The sequence below is a fragment of the Capnocytophaga sp. oral taxon 902 genome (assembly GCF_013394735.1).
Taxonomy (GTDB): domain Bacteria; phylum Bacteroidota; class Bacteroidia; order Flavobacteriales; family Flavobacteriaceae; genus Capnocytophaga; species Capnocytophaga ochracea.
In genome coordinates, this window is the sequence record NZ_CP058261.1 from 68,575 (window position 1) to 93,565 (window position 24,991).

At 39.2% G+C, this 24,991-nt stretch carries 17 protein-coding genes; 14 read left to right on the top strand and 3 right to left on the bottom strand.

All coding sequences use genetic code 11. The annotated features are described in order from the left end of the window. Positions 1 to 60: 60 nt before the first annotated feature. The 3 genes from HW278_RS00260 (at position 61) to HW278_RS00270 (ending at position 3,850) form a co-directional block, all read left to right on the top strand. On the top strand, positions 61 to 1,569 hold the full coding sequence (locus HW278_RS00260) for a DUF6850 family outer membrane beta-barrel protein (protein ID WP_255493656.1): 1,509 nt from the start codon (positions 61 to 63) through the stop codon (positions 1,567 to 1,569). 639 nt (positions 1,570 to 2,208) lie between these two features. Then, complete coding sequence (locus HW278_RS00265; protein ID WP_015782855.1) at positions 2,209 to 3,153, top strand: ribose-phosphate pyrophosphokinase; 945 nt, start codon at positions 2,209 to 2,211, stop codon at positions 3,151 to 3,153. A 97-nt stretch (positions 3,154 to 3,250) separates the two neighbouring features. Then, entirely contained in the window at positions 3,251 to 3,850 is a 600-nt protein-coding gene (locus tag HW278_RS00270) for a 50S ribosomal protein L25/general stress protein Ctc (RefSeq protein ID WP_009418740.1), read from the top strand. 103 nt (positions 3,851 to 3,953) lie between these two features. Here the strand turns inward: HW278_RS00270 and HW278_RS00275 are convergent, their stop codons facing one another. Continuing rightward, entirely contained in the window at positions 3,954 to 4,697 is a 744-nt protein-coding gene (locus HW278_RS00275; RefSeq protein WP_178976570.1) for a class I SAM-dependent methyltransferase, read from the bottom strand. Between the two features lie 21 nt (positions 4,698 to 4,718). Then, entirely contained in the window at positions 4,719 to 5,633 is a 915-nt protein-coding gene (locus HW278_RS00280) for an NTF2 fold immunity protein (protein WP_178976571.1), read from the bottom strand. Between the two features lie 109 nt (positions 5,634 to 5,742). Here HW278_RS00280 and HW278_RS00285 point away from each other — a divergent pair, with 109 nt between their 5' ends. From HW278_RS00285 to HW278_RS00315, 7 genes are all read left to right on the top strand, one after another. Continuing rightward, a complete protein-coding gene (locus HW278_RS00285; protein ID WP_178976572.1) occupies positions 5,743 to 6,519 on the top strand; it encodes a C40 family peptidase in 777 nt (258 codons plus the stop codon). A 271-nt stretch (positions 6,520 to 6,790) separates the two neighbouring features. Then, complete coding sequence (gene dapB, locus HW278_RS00290; RefSeq protein WP_178976573.1) at positions 6,791 to 7,492, top strand: 4-hydroxy-tetrahydrodipicolinate reductase; 702 nt, start codon at positions 6,791 to 6,793, stop codon at positions 7,490 to 7,492. A 99-nt stretch (positions 7,493 to 7,591) separates the two neighbouring features. Further along, positions 7,592 to 8,422, top strand: coding sequence for an HAD family hydrolase (locus tag HW278_RS00295; protein ID WP_178976574.1), 831 nt, complete (start codon positions 7,592 to 7,594; stop codon positions 8,420 to 8,422). A gap of 19 nt (positions 8,423 to 8,441) precedes the next feature. Then, on the top strand, positions 8,442 to 9,995 hold the full coding sequence (gene lepB, locus HW278_RS00300; protein ID WP_178976575.1) for a signal peptidase I: 1,554 nt from the start codon (positions 8,442 to 8,444) through the stop codon (positions 9,993 to 9,995). 1 nt (position 9,996) lies between these two features. Then, complete coding sequence (locus HW278_RS00305) at positions 9,997 to 10,620, top strand: WbqC family protein (protein WP_178976576.1); 624 nt, start codon at positions 9,997 to 9,999, stop codon at positions 10,618 to 10,620. A 519-nt stretch (positions 10,621 to 11,139) separates the two neighbouring features. Next, positions 11,140 to 12,675 carry a sulfatase gene (locus HW278_RS00310; RefSeq protein WP_178976577.1) on the top strand — a complete coding sequence of 512 codons (1,536 nt, stop codon included), beginning with the start codon at positions 11,140 to 11,142 and terminating at the stop codon, positions 12,673 to 12,675. Positions 12,676 to 12,721: 46 nt separating this feature from the next. Further along, the gene (locus tag HW278_RS00315; RefSeq protein WP_178976578.1) at positions 12,722 to 15,829 is read left to right on the top strand and encodes a glycoside hydrolase family 2 TIM barrel-domain containing protein; all 3,108 of its coding nucleotides are present in this window, start codon (positions 12,722 to 12,724) and stop codon (positions 15,827 to 15,829) included. Positions 15,830 to 15,921: 92 nt separating this feature from the next. Here the strand turns inward: HW278_RS00315 and HW278_RS00320 are convergent, their stop codons facing one another. Then, positions 15,922 to 18,660, bottom strand: coding sequence for a sialidase family protein (locus HW278_RS00320; RefSeq protein WP_178976579.1), 2,739 nt, complete (start codon positions 18,658 to 18,660; stop codon positions 15,922 to 15,924). A 723-nt stretch (positions 18,661 to 19,383) separates the two neighbouring features. Between HW278_RS00320 and HW278_RS00325 the strand changes: the two genes are divergently transcribed. The 4 genes from HW278_RS00325 to HW278_RS00340 all read left to right on the top strand — a co-directional run bounded on the left by HW278_RS00325 (position 19,384) and on the right by HW278_RS00340 (position 24,950). Next, a complete protein-coding gene (locus tag HW278_RS00325; RefSeq protein ID WP_009421129.1) occupies positions 19,384 to 21,798 on the top strand; it encodes an efflux RND transporter permease subunit in 2,415 nt (804 codons plus the stop codon). 59 nt (positions 21,799 to 21,857) lie between these two features. Next, positions 21,858 to 23,132 (top strand): NAD(P)/FAD-dependent oxidoreductase, encoded by a 1,275-nt coding sequence (locus HW278_RS00330; protein ID WP_178976580.1) that lies wholly within the window; start codon positions 21,858 to 21,860, stop codon positions 23,130 to 23,132. A 152-nt stretch (positions 23,133 to 23,284) separates the two neighbouring features. Continuing rightward, complete coding sequence (locus tag HW278_RS00335; protein ID WP_178976581.1) at positions 23,285 to 24,385, top strand: methylmalonyl-CoA mutase family protein; 1,101 nt, start codon at positions 23,285 to 23,287, stop codon at positions 24,383 to 24,385. Further along, positions 24,369 to 24,950 (top strand): hypothetical protein, encoded by a 582-nt coding sequence (locus tag HW278_RS00340; protein WP_178976582.1) that lies wholly within the window; start codon positions 24,369 to 24,371, stop codon positions 24,948 to 24,950. Before HW278_RS00335 ends, HW278_RS00340 begins: the two co-directional genes overlap by 17 nt. The last annotated feature ends 41 nt before the right edge of the window (positions 24,951 to 24,991 follow it).

Sequence of the window (24,991 nt, forward strand, 5' to 3'; positions counted from 1 at the left end):
CCAAAGTTAAACTTTGGCAAAGTTTGTAGCGTTTTTTATTGACAAATCAATGAATTAGAATTGATACATCGTCCACTCAACATATTATTTTTATTTTTTCTCTGCGAGATGATTGCTTGGGGGCAAGATACCATCGATACCCTTCTGCTGAAACTGAAAGAGCAACAAAGTATTCAACGCATTTATAGAGCTTACTTTCAGAATCCGGCAACAATGACAGATTGGGGAAAATATCGCTTTTCGTCGGTGCAAACAACTTACGAGGGAAGCGATAAGCAGGCGTATGCCCAGCAGTATCCTGAAGGTCATACTGCTTTCTCAGTAAAAGCGAGCTCTTATTTTCCTTATGACAGCACGCGTACGCTTTGGGGTAATGCGTCGTATATAAATCGAACCCTAAAGCACATTCGCTGGAACGAGTCGGTAGATGGTGAGTTGCTGTATCCTTACTTCACTGCTGATGCCATAGGGGGAGATTTGCACAGCGAACAATACGCCTTTACGGGTGGTTTTGCCAAACAATGGCAACGCCTGCATTGGGGCATCTCCTTGAATTACCAAGCTGAATTAGCAAGTAGGGATAAAGACCCGCGTCCTAAGGATATTACTTCGCAATTGCAATTGCAATCGGGTTTTATGTGGAAGGTAATGCAGTGGAAGATGGGTGTTTATGGCACTTTTGTGAAATATACCCAATCAAACGAACTGAGGTTCTTTAACGAATTAGGGGGGCCTACGGTGTATCACCTCAATGGCTTGGGGTATTACAACCATTTGCTGAAAGGCAATAAACTGAGGGCTTTTTACGAAGGTTATGGTTATGGTGGGGGAATGGCTATCAGCAGGGCGGACGACTTTTTTCTCACAGGGGATTACCATCAACTGACGATTGAGAAGTATATGACTGATGACAATGGGATTGTTGCAGTAACCCTGACCAATAGGGTACTCAATACAGAACTTACCAAATTGTTCCGTCGTGCTCACTATCACTACGGATTTAAATTAGGGTATTATCAGCAAAGTAAAAAGGGCGTAGAGCCTATCCTCTCGGGGCGGAATAACAATTGGACGGAGGTTATTGCGAAGAACAAAAACTATACCCTTAAATGCGAGCAATATCAGTTAGGTGCGCTTTTTGGTTTCGACAATGCTGTACAGTATCGTATAATGCCTTATGTGAGTTATAAAACCTATCGTGAGGATTATACTTTGGTGAGGAGTTTTCAGCATTTTGATTATATGAATGTTGGAATGACGATAAGTGTTGTAGCACCCTTAGGGGAGAAGAGTATAGGGGTAACAGGCGTGCAGTATCGGTATCGGAAAGTATTACACGAGAATTATCTATTGCGCAATGACCGCAATGAAGCTGAGCTCAGCGCAATGCTTTTGCACAATGCTCGCTTTCTTGCCTCGGATAGACAGCGTTTTGAGGTGAGTTTGCAATACCATCACAAACTTTCGCCTTCATTAAGCTATTTTGTAGGGTTTAACAGTGAAATAGGAGTATTTACGAGTCAAAAAGTGAATACTTTTCATCAATTTAGTTTAGGGCTTACTTTCTGAGTTTGATATAAGGGGGAGTACTATGCGAGATGTGGGTTATTAATTAGGAAATGTGGAAATGAGGAAATGAGGAAATGTGAAAATGAGAAAATGAGAAAATTAGGAAATGTGGGAATTAGTTGGAGAATTTCGGAAAGACTCAGAGAAGGGGTTTAGACTTCGGAGGAAAACGAAAAATATCAGAAGTGGACTGAGAGGGATTTTGAAGGAAAAAGGGTATTAGGAGGGTGTGGTTAGCTTATAGAGAGCTTATAGGAAGCTTATACGAATCTTGGAAGATTGGTATAGAAAGGGTATACAAATAATTGATTAATAGTGTAATACAACAACGCTAAAAATGTTAAAAAAGAGGTTTCGAGGCGAAAGAAAGAGAAATATTTGATAGACCTTAGGCCATAGGCACTAGGAGGGAGTATGACGGAAAAAAGAAGAGATGACGAATGACAAATGAGAAATGACAAAAGTAGTGGGAGAGTGTAATTGGTGCAACAAAGAGATAAACAAAAAGGTAAAGCGAGGTATGTTTTGGCTCATAAAATAAAAAAACACATCAAGATACTTGCAATTACGATTAATATTCGTACCTTTGCACCCTGAAAAGTTAGAAGTTTTTATACCTTAATACATTTACTGATAAAAATGTTTAGTGAAACCACCCCTAATTCAAAAATCTTTGCTTGCTCTAAAAGCATAGAGCTGGCTGAGAAAATTGCGCAAAAATACGGTACTCAGCTCGGTGAAGTTAAACTTTCTTATTATAGTGATGGTGAATTTCAGCCCTCTTATGAAGAATCGATTAGGGGGGCACGCGTTTTCTTAATATGCTCTACTTTCCCTAATTCGGATAACTTGATGGAGCTTTTACTAATGATAGACGCTGCCAAACGCGCTTCGGCAAGGCACATCACAGCAGTAATGCCTTACTTTGGGTGGGCTCGCCAAGATAGGAAAGATAAACCCAGAGTGCCAATAGGGGCAAAATTGGTGGCTAATCTTTTGCAAGCGGCAGGTGCTACTCGTATTATGACGATGGACTTGCACGCCGACCAAATTCAAGGATTCTTTGAGCGCCCTGTAGACCATCTTTTTGCTTCGAGCATTTTCTTACCTTATTTACAGGGGTTGCACTTAGACAATTTGTGTATTGCTTCGCCCGATATGGGAGGCTCTAAAAGGGCTTATGCTTATTCTAAGTTCTTGAAATGTGATGTGGTGATTTGCTATAAACAGCGCAAACAAGCCAATGTGATTGAAACAATGGAGCTCATAGGTGAAGTAGAAGGTAAAAACGTAGTATTGGTAGACGATATGGTAGACACGGCAGGTACTTTGGTGAAAGCTGCCCAACTGATGAAGGACAGAGGAGCTATAAGTGTAAGAGCAGTAGCTACTCACCCTATACTGAGTGGGAACGCATATGAGCGCATAGAGAATTCGGCTTTAGAAGAGCTTATCGTGACTGATTCGATTCCACTAAAGCAGCCTTCGAGCAAAATAAAAGTACTGAGCTGTGCTGATCTTTTTGCTGATGTAATGCATCGCGTACATCACAACGAGCCTATCAGTTCTAAATTTATAATGTAGCAAGGCAAAAGGTTAAAAGAAAAGGTAAGAATTGATGTTTAATTCTAACAAAACCTAACACCTAAGAACAAGTAACTTAATAATTATTTATAAATAAATGAAATCAATTACAATCAAAGGATCTCAAAGAGAAAGCGTGGGCAAAGCTGCAAGCAAAGCCTTACGTAATGCTGGACAGGTTCCTTGCGTACTATACGGGGGAGACAATGTTCTGCATTTTTCAGCACCTGAATTAGCATTCAAAAACATCGTGTACACTCCTAACGTATACACCGCTGCGATTGAATTGAATGGTAAAACCTATAACGCCATTCTGCAAGACATTCAGTTTGACCCTGTATCTGATAAAATTATCCACATCGATTTTTATCAGCTTCACAAAGACAAAGAAATTACTATTGAAGTGCCAATTCAAATTGAGGGAACTTCACCAGGTATTATGGCAGGGGGTACTTTGCGTATTGTGAATCGCAAACTAAAAGTAAAAGCTCTTCCTGACAATTTACCTGATTTTGTTCCTGTAGATATTTCGGGCTTAGAAATGGGTAACAAGCTATACGTTACTAAATTAGCACAAGATAAATACAAGATTATGCACCCAGATAATACTGTGGTTTGCCAGGTGAGAGTATCTCGTGCTGCAATGAAAGCCGCACAAGATGCTGCAAAAGCTGAAAAAGCTGCCACTAAGAAATAACTTTTAACAAATAGACTTTCTACAAAAAAGCCATAACAAATAATTGTTTGTTATGGCTTTTATATTGCAGTTTAGCAACTTCTCTTTTTCTCTTAGCATTCATTTAGTTACTTTTTCTAAAAGTAATGCCATAAAATTTATTATCCCAAAACAACTCTGTTTTCTTTTCAGCCACTGAAATAGGAATACATTGTTCTATGGCATTCAAATCGACTGTTTTGTCTTCAAAATAAGATTTGGAGAAGACACTTTTCTTGTATTGGGTCTCCACAAAGTCGGCTGTTTCATCTGCAATAAGCAATTTGCTTCCTGTTTTGGCAACTCTAAGCATTTCACTCATTGCACGAGTTTTGTCGTTAAAAAAGTTAATGCCCCCAATGTGAAAAACAATATCAAAGGTATTATCAGCAAAAGGAAGATCTTCAGCGGGGCATTGTACAAGCGTTAAATTAGTTTTCTTTTGCATTTTTTTCTTGCACTTTTTGAGCATTCCCATTGAGATATCTGCTCCTACAAGGTCTATCGTTTTCAAATCAATCCCTTGTGGCAGGTAATGCAAGTCAGCCCCCGTACCTATGGAAACATAAAGCACCGAAATATTGTTCTTCCATTCCAAACGGCTCATCAACTCGGTACGTAGATGGTCAATAGCGTGTCCATACTTGATTCTTCCTATCCATTTCTCTCCAAAATCATAGAAAAAAGACATCCAATCGTACATTTTCATATACTTTTGGTTATCTCCACTAATGAAATAGTCATTCATATAGCACAAAATACCATTTTCTTGTTTCAAATCTTCTACTTTTATATCAGATTTTAGCTTTTGAGATATATCTGTCATCATACTTAATTATTTAAATGAGTTTTATAATCCGTATTTTTTCCAGCCTCCGTCACGCCATTGGCACTCGTCAATCTTCCAAATACCGTCTTTTCGGATAATCAGGAAGCGATACTGAAAGTTTAACTCGTCTTGGGTATAAATATATATCTTATTCTTGGTAAGAGTTTCACTATCTATAATTTGATGATTGCCATAGGTACCACCTTTTGTCATAGAAAAGCTAATCCACTCAGGACGATAGCCTATGCGGCGTTTGTCGGTGCAATATTTTTTAAAAATCGTTTTACATTTTTCTTCTATCAAAAGGTCATCCTCTTCTGTTTCATCATTTTTTGTAGCGAATTCTTCCCACTGGGTCATCGCCGAGAAAAAGTTTAAGAGCAATTGTTTAACTACTTGCAAATCATCAGCATTGGTAGTAGTAGGTTTCTTCTTTCCTGCCGTGCGCTGGGCTTGTTCAAAGGTTTTTATTTGTTCCTCGGTGAAAAACTTATCGAGATAGAACTTTATTCTGCTATAATGCGCCACAGCCATTAGCCCTTCGAAAGTGATGCGGGTACGGCGCAATGAAATAGACTTCAAGCGAGGCACTTGCAAAACAATTTTCAAGGTTTCATCGGTTACGGGGCAACCGTCCAACGAAACGTGGTCAACAGGTTTCGAGGTAAAGTATTTGAAGCCTTCGCCTGTGAGTTGCTTATTGTCTTCTAAGAAAAGGAGTTTTAGTTTGGGCAAAGTAGCCAAGTATTTGAGGGCTTCATCAGTAATATCAGTATTGATAAAACCCATATTTACTAAGGATTTTACTTGTACTATCTGCTCTACCATCGCATCGGTGAGGGCAACATCTTTATAATGATGCCCTTTGCAGAAGCGCTCTTCGGTTACTTCTTTTAAAGCGGCTTCTAAGGTAATAGGGTGTTTGTAAGCTGCCATAGTAATGTGATTGTTATGAGTGCAAAAGTAGACAAAATAGCATTTAAAAACAAAAAAATATGAATAGTTTCTTGCTAATACTTAATTATTTGCTATCTTTGCGGGCGTGATGAATATGAAGATATTAGAAACACCTTATGGAATATGCCATTTGAGCGTTGTTCCCGTACGTTTAGAGCCCTTTGAGGGGGCTGAGATGATTACGCAATTACTCTTCGGAGAATTGTTGCAAGTAATTGATAAAGAAGAGCATTGGAGCTATGTGCGCTTGCTGTTCGACAATATTGAAGGCTGGGTAGCTAACAGTCAGTTTACGGAAATTTCGGATAAAGACTACAAAAAATCTCTAAAAAAGAAAGAAAAATACGCTCACCGATGGCTTACAAAGCTCCGTTTGAAAACCGGAGACAACCTCTTTCTGCACATACCCAAAGGGGCTACCTTTTCTCACAATCATCTATTACAAACTTCACAATCTACCCAAAGAATACCGCATCAGGGTATTATCCCCACTGCTTTGGAATATTTAAACGTGCCTTTCTTAACAGGAGGAAAAACTCCCTTTGGGATAGATTCCGCCGGACTGGTGCAAATGGTTTTCAAACTCAACGGCATACACCTGCCTCGTACGGCTAAAAAACAGGCTACTTGTGGTGTTTCTCTTAGTTTTATAGAAGAATGCCAAGCAGGTGATTTAGCTTTTTTTGACGACGAAGAAGGCAATATCATTCACGTGGGCATTCTCTTAGGCGACAACAGGATTATTCACTCTTTTGGCAAAGTGCGCATCGACCGGTTAGACCATATCGGTATTTTTAATAGTGAACTGCGCAATTACACTCACCAACTACGACTCTTGCGAAGAATCTCAACGACTGAAAAGTAGTATAAATTCAAGATTCCTACATCTTAGTCTTGTTTATCGTTCATCTGCTCGTGCAGCTCGTACCGTCTTTTGTTCATCTTTTCTTTATCTGCCCGTGCGGCTCGCACCGTCTTTTGTTCGTCTTTTGTTCGTTCTTTGTTCGTCTTTTGTTCGTTCTTTGTTCGTCTTTTGTTCGTTCTTTGTTCGTCTTTTCATTATATGCCTGTCGTGCTACGACTTTGCACTTTAAAAGAAAAGAAGAAATAAAATATTTAAATTATAATAGTCAATTATGAAAATAGCTTTACTCGGATATGGCAAAATGGGTAAAACCATTGAACAAATAGCCATCGCTCACGGACACGAAATCGTGTTAAAAATAGATAATGCCGAAACTTCTTACGACATTACAATAGCCGATGTGGCTATAGAATTCAGCACCCCCAGCAGTGCCTTTGCTAATATTAGCAACTGTCTCACACACAAAGTACCCGTGATTGCAGGTACTACCGGTTGGTTAGCCCAATACAATGAGGCAGTAGCTTTGTGCCAAAAGCACCAAACCGCTTTTCTCTACGCCTCTAATTTCAGTATAGGGGTAAATGTATTTTTCGCACTGAACAAGACCTTAGCCAAACTGATGGCTAAACTCAAAGACTATGAGGTAGCTATCGAAGAAATTCACCACACTCAAAAGCTTGATGCCCCCAGCGGTACTGCGATTACTTTGGCAGAAAGTATTATTGCTGAAACTGATAAAATAGGTTGGCATTTAAACACAGCTACCGAGAACGAAATCCCTATCGTAGCCAAGCGCATAGATAGCGTCCCAGGCACTCATATCATCACCTATACCAGTGAGGTAGACACCATAGAAATCAAGCATACTGCTCACAATCGCAAAGGCTTTGCTCTCGGTGCTGTTATGGCAGCCGAATGGATTGTAGGTAAGCAAGGAGTATTTACGATGAACGATGTACTCAATCTTCATTAAGCGTATTTTTTAATCAAAAAACTACTTATCTTAAAAAAAGGCATTATCTTTGCACTCTAATAATTCATATTTTTCAACTTAGGACTCTTAACTAAAAGAATGTATAAAATTATCTTTTCTGATATTGATGGCACTCTATTAAGTGGTTCGCGAACCCTTACGCAGAACACCATTCACGAAGTAAAACAACTGAAAGACAAAATACCTTTCATTTTAGTATCTTCACGTATGCCTGAGCAAATGTATCACATACAAAAAGACTTAGGCATCGCAGGATTACCACTTATCGCTTATAATGGCGGATTAGTGCTCAATGGCGAAAAGGTACTACACTCTACTACTATCCCCTACCCTATTCTCGAAGAAGTAGTCACCCTCAACGAACAAGAGTTCAATGCTCAGATACACATTAGTTTTTATTATAACGACGAGTGGTATGTACCCGCTAACGATGAATGGGCACAACGTGAAGAAACAATTACCAAAGTAACTCCTACCGTGCGACCCAATCGCGAAGTACTTACTGACTGGAAACAAGCAGGACACGGCGCTCACAAGCTAATGTTAATGGGAGAAGAAACTCTTATAGAGCGAATGTTCAAGCTACTAAACGAGAGATATACAGAGGTAATGCAAATCTATCGCGGTAGAGAAACTTATATAGAACTATCAGATATCAGTGTTTCTAAACTCACAGGAGTGAAAATAGTATCAGACGAGATTTATCACTTGCCTTTGAGCGAAGCAATAGCTTTTGGCGATAACTATAACGATTTGGAGATGCTCAAAGGCGTAGGTTATGGGGTAGCAGTTGCTAATGCTCGCGACGAAGTAAAAGCAGTAGCCAAACACATAACACTTCACCACTCCAAAGACGGTGTGGCAACATTCTTAAAACAGTTAAGAGAACAAAAAGTAATGAACCTTTAAACGTTAATCATTCATCATTATGATATATTTATATATTTTAATCATTGCACAGCTCATCAATGGGCTATTTTTTTGGAAAGGATATGAAAAAGCAGGTTACAAAGCGTGGCAAGCCTTTGTTCCCTTCTACAATACCGTTATTTTTTTACGTATCATCTCTCGCCCTTGGTGGTGGGTATTCCTGCTGTATTTGCCTGTAATAGGTAATATTATGGTAATTGTGATGACTTACGAATGGTTACACGTATTTAACTATCGCAAGAAGCGTTACACTCTGCTATCAATAATTACTTTGGGACTTTTTGCTGCCTACATAACCTATTTACCTTCTACACACTACGTAGGTAAAGATGTAGAAGTCATCAAAAAGAATGTTTCCTCTTGGGTGAGTGCTACTATCTTTGCGGTAGTAGCAGCTTCAGCTATTCACACCTACTTTATACAGCCTTATATGATACCTACTTCTTCTTTAGAAAAAACCCTCTTGGTAGGCGATTTTCTTTTTGTAAGTAAGTTTCACTACGGTGTGCGTGTGCCTATGACTCCACTATCATTACCTATGGTACACGATTCAATTCCCGTAATAGGCACAAGATCGTATATCAAAACGCCTCAGTTACCTTATTTGCGTTTACCTGCTTTGCAGAAAGTACAGCGAAATGATATTACGGTTTTCAACTGGCCTACTGATACAGTAAGGTACTTCCGAGACAATTCGGGCATTCACGTAGATAAGCCCATAGATAAGAAGTCTAACTATGTAAAACGCACAGTAGCTATCCCTAACGATGTATTAGAAATCAAAAACGGCGATGTATGGATAAATGGCAAAAAGGAAATCTATCCTGTACGTGCCAAGTTACAAACTTCTTATATAGTGGTTACACAACCCAATTTATTCAGTCATCCCGATGAGTTTAGAGTAGTGATGTACCAACAGTACGGTGTTACCGATCCCGCTTATCCCATCAACAACGACACTTATATTTTTACTTCCCTTACAGATGACGTAGCTAAGGCATTGGAAGCTAATACAAGTATTGTGTCAGTTACTCGTAATGTAAATAAGGCTGGGGTCTACAATCCTGCAATCTTCCCTCACAGTCCTACTTTTGCTTGGAATGAGGATAATTACGGACCTATTACCATTCCTGCCAAAGGAAAAAACGTAACACTTACTAAAGAGAATTTGCCGTTGTATAAACGCATTATTAGTGAGTATGAACACAATAAATTAGAAACAAAGGGTGATGATATTTACATTAATGGGCAGAAAGCTTCCTCTTATACCTTCCAACAAGATTACTACTGGATGATGGGAGATAACCGTCACAATTCAGAAGACAGTCGTTTTTGGGGTTTTGTACCTGAAGATCACGTGCTTGGTAAACCCGTACTCATCTGGATGAGTTTAGACAAAAATGCCTCAGGATTTAAGAAAATACGTTGGCAGCGTTTGTTCACTACCGTAAATGGTGAAGGTGAACCTGTGTCCTACCGATATATTGTATTTGGGTTACTTGGTTTGTGGCTGCTATATAGTTTGGTTAAAAAGAAAAAAGTAAAAGAATAATATGGTAGAACAAGTATTATTACACCCTACTTATTTTCCTTCCATTGCTCAATTTCACTTGATGTTGAACAAACCTTGCGTTTTAGAAGTCTCTGACAACTATCAGAAACAAACCTTGCGTAATCGTACATATATTTACGGTGCCAATGGCAAGCAATCCTTAAACTTACCTATTAAGCACGTAGGAGGTAATACCGGGCGACAGTTGTTCAAAGATGTGAAAGTAGAGAATAATTTCCTATGGCAACGTCTGCACTGGAAAAGTTTAGAGACAGCCTATCGCACATCTCCTTATTTTGAGTATTATGAAGACGATTTGGTGCGTATTTTTGAAAAGCAATATACTTACCTACTCGATGTAAATATCGACACAATTGAGACTGTTTTAGCCTGTTTGTTAGTACATATTAACTTTGACAAGACAAAAACGTATGAAGCCGAGCCACAAGGAGTGAAAGACTATCGTTTTTTGAGTAGTGCTAAAAAAAAATACTCTGTAACAATGCCCTCTTATCACCAAATATTCTCAGATAAATATGGTTTTATTCCTAACTTATCTATTTTAGATTTGCTTTTCCACGAGGGACCTAATACACAAGAGTTTTTAACTAAGGTAAAAGTGTAGTGCTATAAAGTGTGTAAATAGACATCAAAAACGTGTAATTACACAAACAAAAAGAAGGTTGCAAAAAGTAATTACTTCTTTATTATCAAAACATACTCTCTTATAATCAGTAATTTACAAAATGTAATATAAAGGAATGTTTTTTTGGCACAGAGTTTTCAATATAGTAAACAGAAGATTGCTAAAAGAAACATTGTTAAAACAAAAATTAGAAAAAACATTTTCATTAAAACTATCAAACTTAAAACAAAATCTTATGTAAAAAACTTTATTACTGAGAACAGACAGTAATAGAGATTCTAAAACTGAAAAATTTTCTTCATTTTTGGAGTTAGTAGTAGTATTTATATGCATTGTGAAAAAGGCTCTCTAAGAAATTAGGGAGCTTTTTTTATATTTAGAATGCTATTACTAACTTCTTTTTATAAAATAGTCATAATTAAATATTTTTTCTTAATTAATTTGGTACTTAAAAAAAGTTGCTGTACTTTTGTGGTTCATTTTAACACCAATTCATTTATGAAAAAATTCGTATTCTTCTTTGGGCTTTTATATGCCACAACAGTTTTTGCACAAAGCAAACCTAACATTATACTTATTATTTCAGACGACCATTCGTATCAAACGATTGGGGCTTATAACAATGGGGCTACTAATGCAACTCCTGCAATTGATAAACTTGCTAATGAGGGGGTAAGATTCAACAAAGCTTTTGTTACCAACTCCATTTGTGGTCCTAGTAGGGCTTGTATTCTCACGGGTAAGTATAGCCATAAGAATGGCTTTATGGACAATGAGACATCACACTATAATTCTTCACAACAACAGTTTGTGAATCTCTTGCAACAAGGAGGCTACCAAACTGCTTGGGTGGGAAAATACCACTTAGGTGATGACCCCAAGGGCTTTGACTTCTTCAAAATCTTAGTTGACCAAGGTCGTTATTTTAACCCCGACTTTATCATTGAAGGTAAAAAACGTGTAAACGAGCAAGGTTATGTAAGCAATATCATTGAAGATGAAGCCGAAAAATGGCTCGATCGTCGTGACCCTAATAAACCTTTCTGCTTGGTTGTGGGGCATAAAGCGGTGCATCGTACTTGGATGCCCGATTTACCTGAATTAGGAGCTTATGAACAGGTAAACTTCCCATTGCCCGATACTTTCTTTGACGATTATGCAACTCGCAAGCCCGCAAGTTTGCAAGAAATGTCCATTGGTAAGGATATGATGATGGGTTACGATTTGAAGATGTTCAAAAATGAAAAAGAAGAAGTGCAAGATGCAAACTTCTCTCGTATGACCGCTATTCAATTAGCACATTACAACGATTTTTATAACCCTATACGTCAACAGTATTTCAACGCCAATCTCAGTGGTAAAGAATTAGCACAATGGAAGTTCCAACGCTATATGCGTGATTATCTATCTACCGTAAGATCGATGGATAAGAACATTCAGCGTATGCTCGATTACTTAGAAAAGCACAAATTGAAAGACAATACTGTGATTATCTATATGTCCGACCAAGGTTTTTATATGGGCGAGCACGGTTGGTTTGACAAACGTTGGATGTACGAAGAATCTTTCCGTACCCCAATGATTGTCTCTTACCCTAAGCTCTTTCCTAAAGGCACAACCAACGATGATTTTGTGTTGAACATCGACTTGGCACCTACTTTCTTAGAATTAGCCGGCTTGCCTATCCCTGCTGACATACAAGGCAAATCGTTCTTACAGTTGTTTGCTAAAAAAGCCAAACCTATACGCAATCAGATATTCTATCACTACTACGAAAACGGGGAGCACGCAGTATCACCTCATTTTGGTGTTCGCACTGATCGTTATAAACTCATTCGTTACTACAAACGCGTGAATACTTGGGAGCTATTTGACCTCAAAACCGATCCTAAAGAACTCAACAACGTCTATGGCAAAAAAGAATATCTGAAAATTACTAAACAGTTAGAAGCTTTACTTTTAAAAGAAATTCGAGACAAGCAAGACGATTTGGCTGAGAAGGTATTTTTCAATAAAGAGTTTCCTGTGAAATAAATTTTATAACGATTCAACTTTGCCAAAATTTGTAACATATTATTATATGAAAAACTACCTATACATTGTCATATCATTTTTTCTAACTATAGTCTCTTATGCCCAACACTTGGATTCCATTTTCGAAAATCCAGCACTGCAAGAAATCAATCGAATGTCAATGCGTGCCTCCTACTTTCCGTTTGAGAATATAGCTAAAGCAAAAAATGGTACGATAGAGCAATCAGCACGTTTCCTAAATCTCAATGGCTTGTGGTCATTTCTCTGGAAGGAAGACTACCGTCAGTTGCCAAAAGACTTCTACAAAACCAATTTTAACGAAATTCAGTGGAAGAAAATTCCTGTACCTTCTAATTGGGAAGTACAGGGATATGGCGTTCCAATTTACGTGAACGCTTCTTACGAATTTAATCAAAAGAACCCTACTCCTCCCGATATTCCTGATAGTCTTCAACAAAACGCTGGTCTGTATCGCAAAACTTTTGATTTACCCACTTCTTGGCAAGGAGAAAAGGTATACCTACATTTAGGAGCAGTGAAATCGGCATTTAAACTGTATATAAACGGTAAGTTTGTGGGTATGGGTAAAGACAGCAAGTTGGCTTCTGAATTTGACATTACTCCTTATATCTCTAAGGGCAAAAACCTCATTGCAATGGAAGTGCGTCGATGGACGGACGCAAGCTACCTCGAATGCCAAGATATGTGGCGCTTTTCCGGGATTTCTCGTGATTGCTACCTCTATATGCGACCTAAAGTGCATTTATACGACCTTAGCATCAGCGCTGGTTTAGATAAAAACTACACCAATGGCAAACTCACCACTTTGGTAGAAGTATGGAACGAAACTCCAAGCGATGCCTCTAAATACCAAGTGGAAGTAAGTCTGTTCGACAAAGAACAACTGCTCTACCAAGAACAAAAAGAAACTATCGGACTCAAAAAAGTCTTTGGTAAAACCGAATTGCAATTCGAAGCACAATTGCCACAAGTGAGAGCGTGGAGTGCCGAAACGCCTTATCTGTACCGTTTACAAATGGTGCTGTACGACGCTCAAGGAAAGGTGAAAGAAGTAGTAAATCGTCCCATAGGCTTTAGAACGATTGAGATAGAAGGAGCTAACATTTTGGTAAACGGCAAACGCATACTCTTCAAAGGGGTGAATCGCCACGAAACCGACCCGCATACGGGACAAGTAGTGAGTCAAGAACAGATGGAGAACGATGTAAAGCAGATGAAAGCCCTCAACTTTAATGCTGTACGCACTTCTCATTACCCTAACGACCCTTATTTCTATGACCTTTGCGATAAATATGGTCTTTACGTAATGGACGAGGCTAATATAGAAAGCCACGGTATGCATTATGAAATGGATAAGACTATCGGCAATGACCCCGTGTGGGAATATGCTCATTTGCTACGTATGGAACGTATGGTAAAACGCGATAAAAACCACCCATCGGTTCTGTTTTGGAGTATGGGCAACGAATCAGGTAACGGTTGGAACTTCTACAAAGGCTATCAACACATAAAAGGCATAGACCCCTCACGCCCTATTCACTATGAATTAGCTCACTACGATTGGAATACAGATATCGAGTCGCGTATGTACCGTCGTATTCCTTTCCTTATCGACTATGCGCTCAGCAATCACACTAAACCCTTCTTGCAATGTGAATACGCTCACGCAATGGGTAACAGTGTAGGTAACTTTCAAGAATATTGGGACGTGTATGAGCATTATCCTAAACTACAAGGTGGTTTTATTTGGGATTTCATCGATCAAGGGCTTTATAAGACCTTACCTAATGGCAAGAAATTAGTAACCTACGGGGGTGATTACGGTGATAAAAATACTCCCAGCGATAATAATTTTCTTATCAATGGAGTAATAGCTTCCGACAGAAGTTGGCATCCTCACGCTTATGAAGTACGCAAAGTGCAACAAGAAATAGGCTTTCAATATCAAAATAACCAACTGATGTTGCGCAACAAGCATTTCTTTAAAGATTTATCAAACTACGAAATACATTGGCAACTGCTCAAAGAAGGTGTGCCTGTTCAAAGTGGTAATATTACCAACTTAATAGTATTACCACAAAGCGAGGCTACTTTTTTACTACCTCCTCTTAAAACAGACGATAAAGCAGAATATATCTTGCAATGTACCGCCCGTCTCAAACAAGACGAAGGAATTTTAAAGAAAGGTACAGAACTTGCTTTTGCCGAGTTTCCTCTCACCTCCTACACTCCTCAAAAAGCTATTGCTGATACAACACTTTTAGAGGTAGAAGAAACAACCAGCCACATTCTATTGCATAATAAGCATTATACAGCTAAAATAGATAAACAAACAGGCAAATGGGTATCATTTCAAGTGAAGAATGAAGAACTCTTTGCTCCCGAAGGCTTAGAGGTAAATTTATGGCGGGCTGGCACTGATAACGATTTTGGGGCAGGTTTACCTAAAAAACTACAACAGCTTCAAGAGGCAGAGAAAAAAGCTGATAGTATCCGTATATCGGTAGAGAAACTAAACTCTGGTCAAGTGAAGATAACCCTACGCAAACGATTGGTAGAAGGTACAATTGATTATACTCAAGAGTTGCTTTTTGATGGCAAGCCTTCCGTAACGGTGAGCAATCACTTCAAACCTCTAAAGAACGACAAAACGCTTACTTTTAAGATAGGCAATCATCTTACACTTCTGCCTTTTCAGCGCATTCAGTGGTATGGTAGAGGACCTTGGGAAAGTTATTGGGATAGGAAAACATCCGCTATGGTAGGCTTGTACGAAGGTGCTATTGCTAGCCAGTATTACCCTTATGTGCGTCCGCAAGAGAATGGTAATAAAACTGATGTACGTTGGGCAAAGCTCAGTAAGAAAAAAGGAGTAAACATTGCCATTTATAGTACAGGTTCTCTACTAAATATAAATGCCCTGCCTTATAGTCCTGCACAGTTATTCCCTGGTATAGAAAAAGGACAAACACACGCAGGTGAACTCACCCCTGATAAGTATACTCACTTAGACATCGATTTGCAACAATTAGGTTTGGGAGGTGATAACAGCTGGGGCAACTTACCAATGGAACAATACTTACTGTATCTGTATCAGCCTTACAGCTATAGTTACAGAATAGAAGCTTTTTAATGGCATATTCTTATATAAGCAAAGCACAGACTTCTTGATAAACTCAAGTCGTCTGTGCTTTTTTGTTAAACCCCTTATAAAATTCTTTCCTTCTAATATATATCAAGTGTTCTTTCTTCTTCAAAGCCGTCAGGAAGCGTAAATATAATAGTGTAGCGTCCTTTGGGTAGATATACTTTACCATCAGTAGCAATAGGTAAAAATATCTTTTGAAGACTCTTCTCATAGGCTGTCTTACCCGCATAAGACATCGTCAAGTCATAAGGTATATAATTAAACCCAACATTTGTCTTATAAGTAAATGTTTGCAAGGTAACACGTCCTTTCATCACTTTTATAGGTATTGATAAATTTTCCTTTGAAGCAAAAGCATAGAAATACACATTAGGCTTTACAGGTTCTTCCCATTCGTTATTGGCATTTCCCCAATTCGCAGAATAAGGAAGCGTAATAGGCGTTTCAAGTGGATAAAAATCTTGCGAGGTAATCGCTACTCTTAGCTCTTGCATCATCTTCACCGAAGTGCGAAAAATACCTCGTCCCAATGTCGCAACTGTCATTTCGCCATTTGTTTCGTCTATATAAATATCGTAAACACCTGTTTCGGGTAATCCTTTGCTGAATGGTTGCCAACTTTCACCTAAGTTAAACGAAATATACACCCCATTATCAGTTCCTGCATAAAGAATCTGACTGTTTTTAGGGTCTTCTTTGAGTACATTTACTTTGCTATCGGGCAGGTTAGAATGAATATCTGTCCAACTCTTGCCATTGTCATTACTCATAAAAATAATAGGATCGATATTGGAATCATCAGTACTAATAAGGGTTGCCAATACGCGGTTACGCTGGTGTTTAGAGGCAATAAGGTTGTTCACTTTTAGCGGACGAGGGAAAGCGTTGTATATCTGTTTCCACGATACCCCTCCGTTGTCGCTGGTGTAAATCATACCATCGTCACTACCCGTATAAAGCAAACCAAACATAAAAGGCGATTCAGCTATAGCCGAAATTGTACCATATGCCTTGTTGCCCTGCTTGTTACCATTGGTTACATCGTCCGAAATAGTCCGCCAATTCCGACCTTTGTCCATAGAAATGTGCAATTTGTCACTTCCTATGTAAATAATATCTTTGTTTTGTGGCGAAATAAGTAGCGGTGCATTCTTGCCAAAACGCAACGGTTCCTTGTTTTCACCGTAATAAGCACTTCCTAACGGAAAAAGCTGGTCTCTATCAGGCAAAAAAGTAAAGAACTTGCCATAAGGTTCTGCGGCATAGCTATCATTGCCAAACGATAGCAAATGAATAGCTTTTCTGAACGTATTCCAATGACTGTTATTTTGTGCCAATACCACCTGGTCACTCACATAGTAAGGTGTTTTGTTAGCTTTGTCGTAACTCAGCTGGGTAAAAGCCATTGCTTGTGGTACATTCTTAAAGGCAAAACTTTTTCCGTTGTCGTAAGAGACCTGTAATCCACTGCGAGTTGTACAAAATAGAGTACCCTGTTGTAAGTAAAGTTGTTCATAGCTGTTGTTCAACGAAATCGGTTGTTTGCTTTTCCACGTCTTGCCTCCATCGGTAGATTCCAATAAGGGATATCCTCCTATAAATAAGTGTTTTTTATTACTAAGGTCTACGCTGATGCCCCCAAAACGCTCTCCGTTTTGGTAATACACATCATTCAGAGGCTGAACATTCGTCTTTTGCCAAGAATTACCCCCATCTTCGGTTACGTACACTTCCGCACCTATAACCTCTTGGGTACTTACACCCAAATAACTCAGTAGTTTAGCAGGAGAGGTTACCTCTGCTGCTATCATATCTTTGAGATTCTGAGCTGTATATTTCTCGTCCTGACCTATATTGTGCAAAAACACATTTAAACGGTTGTTATCTAACGCGAGGAAATCGGCTTTGCTCATCACATCAAAATCTTGAGCGGAGAGATGAATGCGCACTACTTTCTGTACAGTGTTAATATTCTCTTTCTTTTTGGCGTTGCGATTATCTACTATCGCATAATAAGTCTGACTGTTAAAGCAACTCACCCCTATCTTGCCAATGTTATTCCCTTTGAGAAATCCGTTGTTCACCGTGATTTTCGTCCACGTATTGCCTTTATCAGCACTCTTGTAAATAGCACTATTACTGCCATAAGGAGCACTGTCCCACTGACTGTTATTCACTTCCCACGATACAGCCAAAAGCATTGCCCCATCGGGCGAAGCAGTAATTTGCGTAATACCCGCACGAGTGCTTACAAATAGTTTTTGTTGCCACGTTTTTCCGCCATCGGTAGTTTTGAAGATACCGCGTTTTTCATCGGCTTTATAAGGGTTACCCAATACTCCTGCCACAAGTTCTTGGGGGTTAGTAGGGTTGATATACAAACTACTAATGCGTTGCATTCCTCCCAATCCCTTAAAGTCAGTTGTTTTGCCTTTATCGGTAGAGATAAAAACGCCATAAGGGGTCGCAACCGCCAAAGTCCCCGATTGCCAATCTACCGCCAGTGCTGTAATACTTTGTGTAGGGAGGGTTGAGCATAGTACTTGGTAGGTTTCCCCGCCATTTTGGGTAAGCCATACACCTCCGTTTTCTGGAGCAACTATAAACTCACTGCTATTTTTAGGGTTTACACTCAGCGCACTGATGCGATTGCCTATCTCTTTTACTGTCACTTGCTCAAAAGGCGTTTCGCGCACCCACGAACGCGCTTTGAGCTCCTCTTTCTGACGCAAAGGAAGCGGTAGCAGTTCTTGGGCAGTAAGAGTTGTTGTGATGATTAATAAAGAAAATACAAAAGTAAAGATTTTATTTTTCATATTTATTTGCAGAATTCTCTTTAAGTTGTTGTTTTTAGGGTGCAAAAGTACAACAATTTATTGAAATGAGCTAATATTCTAAGAATATTTATCCCAATTGCCCTTGTCATTCCTCATTCGTCCCTCGTCATTTCTTCTTTTTTCCGTCTCCACATTCCCCCTCTCCGAGGAAGCCAGCGAAAGCTGGGTATGTGTAAGGGGGAGGTTTCTTTTAATTTTTCGTCACATTCCCCCCTATTGCCTATGGCCTATGGCCTAGCACCTCTTCCTTTTTCTTTCGTCTCGAAACCTCTTTTTTAACATTTTTAGCCTTGTTGTATTATATTATTAATCAATTGTTTATATACCCTTTCTATACCAATCGTCCAAGATTCGTATAAGCTTCCTATAAGCTCTCTATAAGCTAATCCCACCCTCCTAATAGCCTTTTTTCGCTAAAATCCCTCTCAGTACACTTCTGATATTTTTCGTTTTCCTTCGAAGTCCAAGCCCCTCCGATATTCTCCAACTAATTCCCACATTTTCTCATTTCCTCATTTTCTCATTTCCTCATTTCCTCATTTGCTAATTAAGTTACGCCATCTATCTCTTACGTCAAACTCCCTGTCAATTCATAAAATCATTATTAATCATTAACCACTAACCATTAATCATTGATATTTATTTTTGTAATTGTATATTATTTTGTACTTTTGCGCCCTCAGAAAATAAAGAGATATCAAGATGTTTAGATGGATAAAAGCCAGCTTCTGGGGTACCATTGCGGGCTTAATATTGCGCAACCGAATTGCTTTTTTACTACTCATAGCTGCTATCACTGGGGGCTTAGCTACACAGTGGAAGAACGTGCGCTTTACTTTTACCGAAGCAAATATGCTCCCCGATGATCACCCTGTGAATATGGAGTACAAGCACTTCCTCGATAAGTTCGGCGAAGAAGGTAACTTGATATTAATGGCGTTAGACGACAAAAAAATCTATACACCTGAGGTACTCAACAAATGGATTGCTCTTAGTAACGAACTAAAAAAGTTCAAACAGATAGACGCTGTTATCTCTATCGACAATTTGCCTATCTTAGTGAAAGACACTGCACAGCAACGCTTTGTTACCCATAAGTTTATCGAAGGAAAAGTAAAAAACCAAACTGAAGCTGATAGTCTCAAAAAAGTACTTTCCGAGAAACTGCCTTTCTACGAAGGTCTCATCTACAACAAGAAAACGAATACCTTGCAAACAGCCGTGTATATGAACAAAAAGATTGTCAATACACAAGCCCGCAAGGATTTTATCCTCAACGATTTTATTCCCATAGTCGAGAAGTTCGAAGCGCAAACCGGACTCAAAGTGCACACTTCGGGTATGCCTTATATTCGTACCCTCAGCGCTCAAAATATAATGGACGAGATAGGGTTATTCATCTTGGCTGCCCTACTCTCTACTTCAGCCATCTTCTTTTTCTTTTTCCGTTCATTTAGGGCGATGTTTATCTCTATGGGCGTGGTATCGATTGCAGTAATGTGGGTATTTGGCTTTTTAGGGCTTTTCGGCTACGAAATCACCATTCTCACAGGACTTATTCCGCCTTTGGTCATTGTAATTGGTATCCCGAACTGTGTATTCCTCATCAATAAATACCAACAAGAAATCAGTAAGCACGGCAATCAAGCTAAGTCGCTTATTAGGGTAATCCGCAATGTAGGCAATGTAACCCTGCTCACCAACCTCACTACGGCTATCGGTTTTGCTACCTTTATCTTTACCGAAAGTTCTTTGCTCAAACAGTTTGGGGTCATTGCTTCTATCAATGTAGTATCTATCTTCTTTATCTCTCTATTGCTAATCCCAATTATTTACAGTTATATGCACATACCTCAGGAAAAACACCTAAGGCATTTGCATCGCAACTGGATAGGTGGACTTATCAAGTTCATTGAGAATACAGTAAAGCATCACCGTATTGCAGTATTCACTACGGCTATCGCTCTGCTTATCCTCAGTATTATTGGTATTTACAAAATAAAGATTTCGGGTAGTCTCATCGAAGATATGCCTAAGTCAGCTGATTTTTTCGACGATATCACTTTCTTCGAGAAGAATTATGGCGGAATTATGCCTTTGGAAATCACTATTAATACAAAGCAGAAGAACGGTGTTACTCGGTTAGTGAATCTCAAACGCATTGACGAACTCTGCACTCATATCGAGGAAATTCCCGAAATATCCAAACCGCTTTCGTTGGTAAACTTGGTAAAATACGCCAAACAAGCCTATTACAACGGCAACCCTAAATATTATAGCCTGCCCACTACCCAAGAGCAAAACTTTATCCTTTCATACGTCAAAAACTCTAAAGGTAATGCTAATATGCTCTCCGCTTATGTAGATTCATTGGGGCAAACGGCACGCATCACTACTTTTATGAAGGATATTGGTACTGAGAAGATGCAACAAATCGAGGACAATATTTACACCAAAGCTCAAAAGCTTTTCCCAAGTAATAGGTATGAAGTGAAGATTACCGGTAAAGCCTATTTGTTTACCAAAGGTACTAATTATTTAGCTACCAACCTCATTTGGTCATTAGCCTTAGCTATTTTGCTCATTGCGCTCATTATGGCGTATATGTTCCGTTCGTTCAAGATGATAGTTGTCTCACTCATTCCTAACCTCTTACCGCTACTCATCACCGCAGGACTGATGGGCTATTTTGGCATTCCGCTCAAGCCTTCTACTATCCTTGTGTTTAGTATTGCCTTTGGTATTTCGGTAGACGATACCATTCACTTCTTGGCTAAATATCGCTTAGAGTTAGTAGCGCGTAATTGGAAGATAAGCAAATCGGTATATGCAGCTTTACGCGAAACAGGAGTAAGTATGTTCTATACTTCTATCGTACTACTCTGTGGTTTCTCGGTATTCTTGCTCTCCAGCTTCGGAGGTACCAAAGCACTCGGCGGACTCATATCAGCTACTTTGCTTTTTGCAATGATGACGAACTTACTACTCTTGCCTAGTCTGTTGCTTTTCTTAGAACGCAGTCTGTCCAACAAAGAAACTATCAAAGAACCTAAGATTGAGATATTCCCTAAGGACGAGGAAGAAGAAAACACTGAAAAAGAAAATAAAACATTATAATTACACATTGTTATCAGCTGATTGACAAATTTGTTAATTAGCTAATTAAAATAATCATTATGGAAAACAAAAAACATATCGTAATTGTGGGCGGTGGCTTTGCTGGCTTAGAGCTAGTAAAAGTGTTGAACCGCTCTGGTAAATATAAAATTACCTTGGTGGATATGAATAACTACAATTTCTTTCCACCTCTGCTATATCAGTTGGCTGCGGGCTTTATGGAGCCTTCATCTATCTCCTACCCATTCCGCCGTCTATTTCGCAAGTATAAAAATGCACGTTTCAGAATGGCTACCTTGCGAGAAGTCGTTCCATCGGAAAACAAACTCATCTTGAGCAATGGTGAACTGCATTATGACGTATTGGTAATGGCTACGGGAGCTGAATCAAACTTCTTTGGTAACAAAGATGTAGAAGAAAAAGCAATGCCTATGAAAACCGTAGGCGACGCCCTTATGCTTCGCAACTTAGTATACACCCGTTTGGAGCGCGCTACCCGTACTGAGGATAAAGAATTGCGCCGTAAGTTACTCTCTTTTGCTATTGCAGGAGCAGGTCCTACTGGGGTAGAGCTATCAGGTATCTTTGCTGAAATGAAACAGAACATTATGCGCAAGGATTACCCTGAGCTTACTTATGATGATTTAGGTGATATTTATCTCATCGACGGACAAAACACCGTACTTGCTCCTATGAGTAAAAAAGCCCAAGCATATACCGAAAAAATCTTGCTTAAAAAAGGTGTAAAACTCAAATTAGGAGTACAGGTAACCGATTTTCTGAATGACGAAGTATACCTTTCGGACGGTACCATACTTGATGCTCGTAACCTAATATGGGCAGCGGGGATTTCGGCTAAAACCTTTAAAGGTATTGACGACAAGCAATACTTGGGTCGTGGACGACGTATGAAAACCGATGCTTATAACAAAATGGAAGGCTTCGAGAACATCTATGCAATCGGCGATTCGTCTATTATGACTGCCGACCCTCACTTCCCTCAAGGGCACCCTCAGCTCGCACAAGTAGCCATACAACAAGCCAATAACTTAGGAAAAAACTTCAATAAAGATTTTGTAAACCCTACTCCTTTCAGTTATGTCGATAAAGGTTCTATGGCAATCATTGGTCGTAACCAAGCCGTCGCCGATTTGCCTAAACACATTTTCCTCAAAGGCTTCGTAGCGTGGGCTATTTGGGCATTTATACACATAATGTCGCTGGTAAACTTCCGCAACAAACTAAAAGCTTTGTACAACTGGATAGGTTATTATATCAGCAAAGACCAGTCGTATCGTATGGTATTACGCCCTACCGAAAAAGCTAAAGGATAAAATCTGGTTACCCTATATACTTTGCCAATGTTTGAAACATTGGCAAAGTTAAACCTACGTAATTACAAAAACATAATTTTGTTTTAATTTTTAAAGAATTTTTATTCAATTCCTCCCCCGTAACGGAGACTTCTTTCACTAAAAAGCGAAGAATGGAGAACACTGCTAAACAATGGAAGCAACAACTGCAATACCTGCTGAAAGGAAGGGACTACGAGTCGCTTATATACACTTCAGCAGAGGACGTTCCTATCTTACCTTTTTACACTTCCGAGAACGTAAAAAGCCCTTATGCAGTTGATATCCAAACACAAGTAGCTGTTCCTCTTTTTGTATCCGATAAAGAACAGACCCTCAAACGCATTGCTTTTTGGCAAAGCCAATCAGTTCACTTTTTTTTGCTCAACCTGCACACTGAGCTTATTCAAGACGAAGTACAACAATGGTTACCTACTGATTTACACTACTTGTTCACCAATGCCCTCACTGTAGATACCTCAACCTACCAAAACACAGGAGCTTCAATGGTGCAACAAATCGCTTTCGGAGTAGCCCAAATGCAGGAAATACTGACTACTTCAAAAGTAACCACTGCTTTTGTGAAAATAGCGGTGGGAGGTAGCTTTCTGTTAGAAATTGCCAAACTGCGTGCTTTTCGTCGCTTATTTAGCGAGCTCTACCCTACCCTACCCTTCCATTTGATAGCCGAAGTATCTCATAGAGGCTTATCTCTTCTGAAATCGTCGCATAACCAAAACTATGTACAGTTAGCTTACGAGGCTGCTGTATTAGGTGGTGCTGATTATTTATTGCCTAAAAATTCCCTTTTCTTTAAGAAGAACAGCGTAAATACCGAAAAAGCAAATGTAGCTACCATTCAGCAACTCACTGCTACCCGCAACGCAACACGGCTCAATGGAATGTATGCAATTGAGGCTATCAGCTACGAAATGTACAAGAAAGCTCTTGTGCTATACCAGCAAGTTCATAAACAAGGAGGATTGTCGGTTATGCTAAAAAGCCACAGCCTGCAAAAACAAATAAGAACTAAAGCATCGCAAGAACAACAGTTTTTTAATACACAGTGTACTACTTTCTTTCCTGAAAATAGTACCGTTGAAGTTTATCCACGTAAAGAATGGGATTTCTATCCTTTTACCAAAAATCACTCCGCCGACTCATTAACACCTAAACGCCTCTGGGAACCCTTTGAAAAAAGAATAAAACAAGAAATGTATGAGCAAAAACAATGAAACTATGGCTGGTTTGCCGCCTTATGAACGCGGTTATCGCGCAATGGGGTATTTAGAAGGAATGCCCTCTTTGCGCATCGTGGCTACGGAAGAAGAAAGCATTTCGCCTAACGAACCCACTGAAATACTTTATCAGAACATCGAGAATTTTACACAAAGCAAAGCATCTTGCAAATCATTGGTGATAACTGCTATTGATACTTTGCCCCAAGCCTTATCGGTAAAAGAAGCTCAATACCTCTATATACCTGCATCTCTTCTTTTAGAAAACACCATTAGAGAAACTTTTATCCACATTCTTACTCCCAACGACAAACTGCGTATTTTAGTAGATAGTGCTCACAATGGTTTTGAAATCATTGCAATGCTCCGTAGTTTGCGCGCTCTTGCCCAACTGCCTATCACCTGCTTAGTACATTCTATCACCGATTATCTATACGCCCTCATCGCCCAATCCGACGATTTGATATGTGATATTAAAAACAAAGAGTTGGCTTCACCTGAAAACCAATTCCTAATAGAAAATAGTTTAGTTACCAAAACTATCGACCCATTCTTCCCCTAAGCCTCACTTTTATTAGGCAAAACGTTCAAAACAGCATTTCA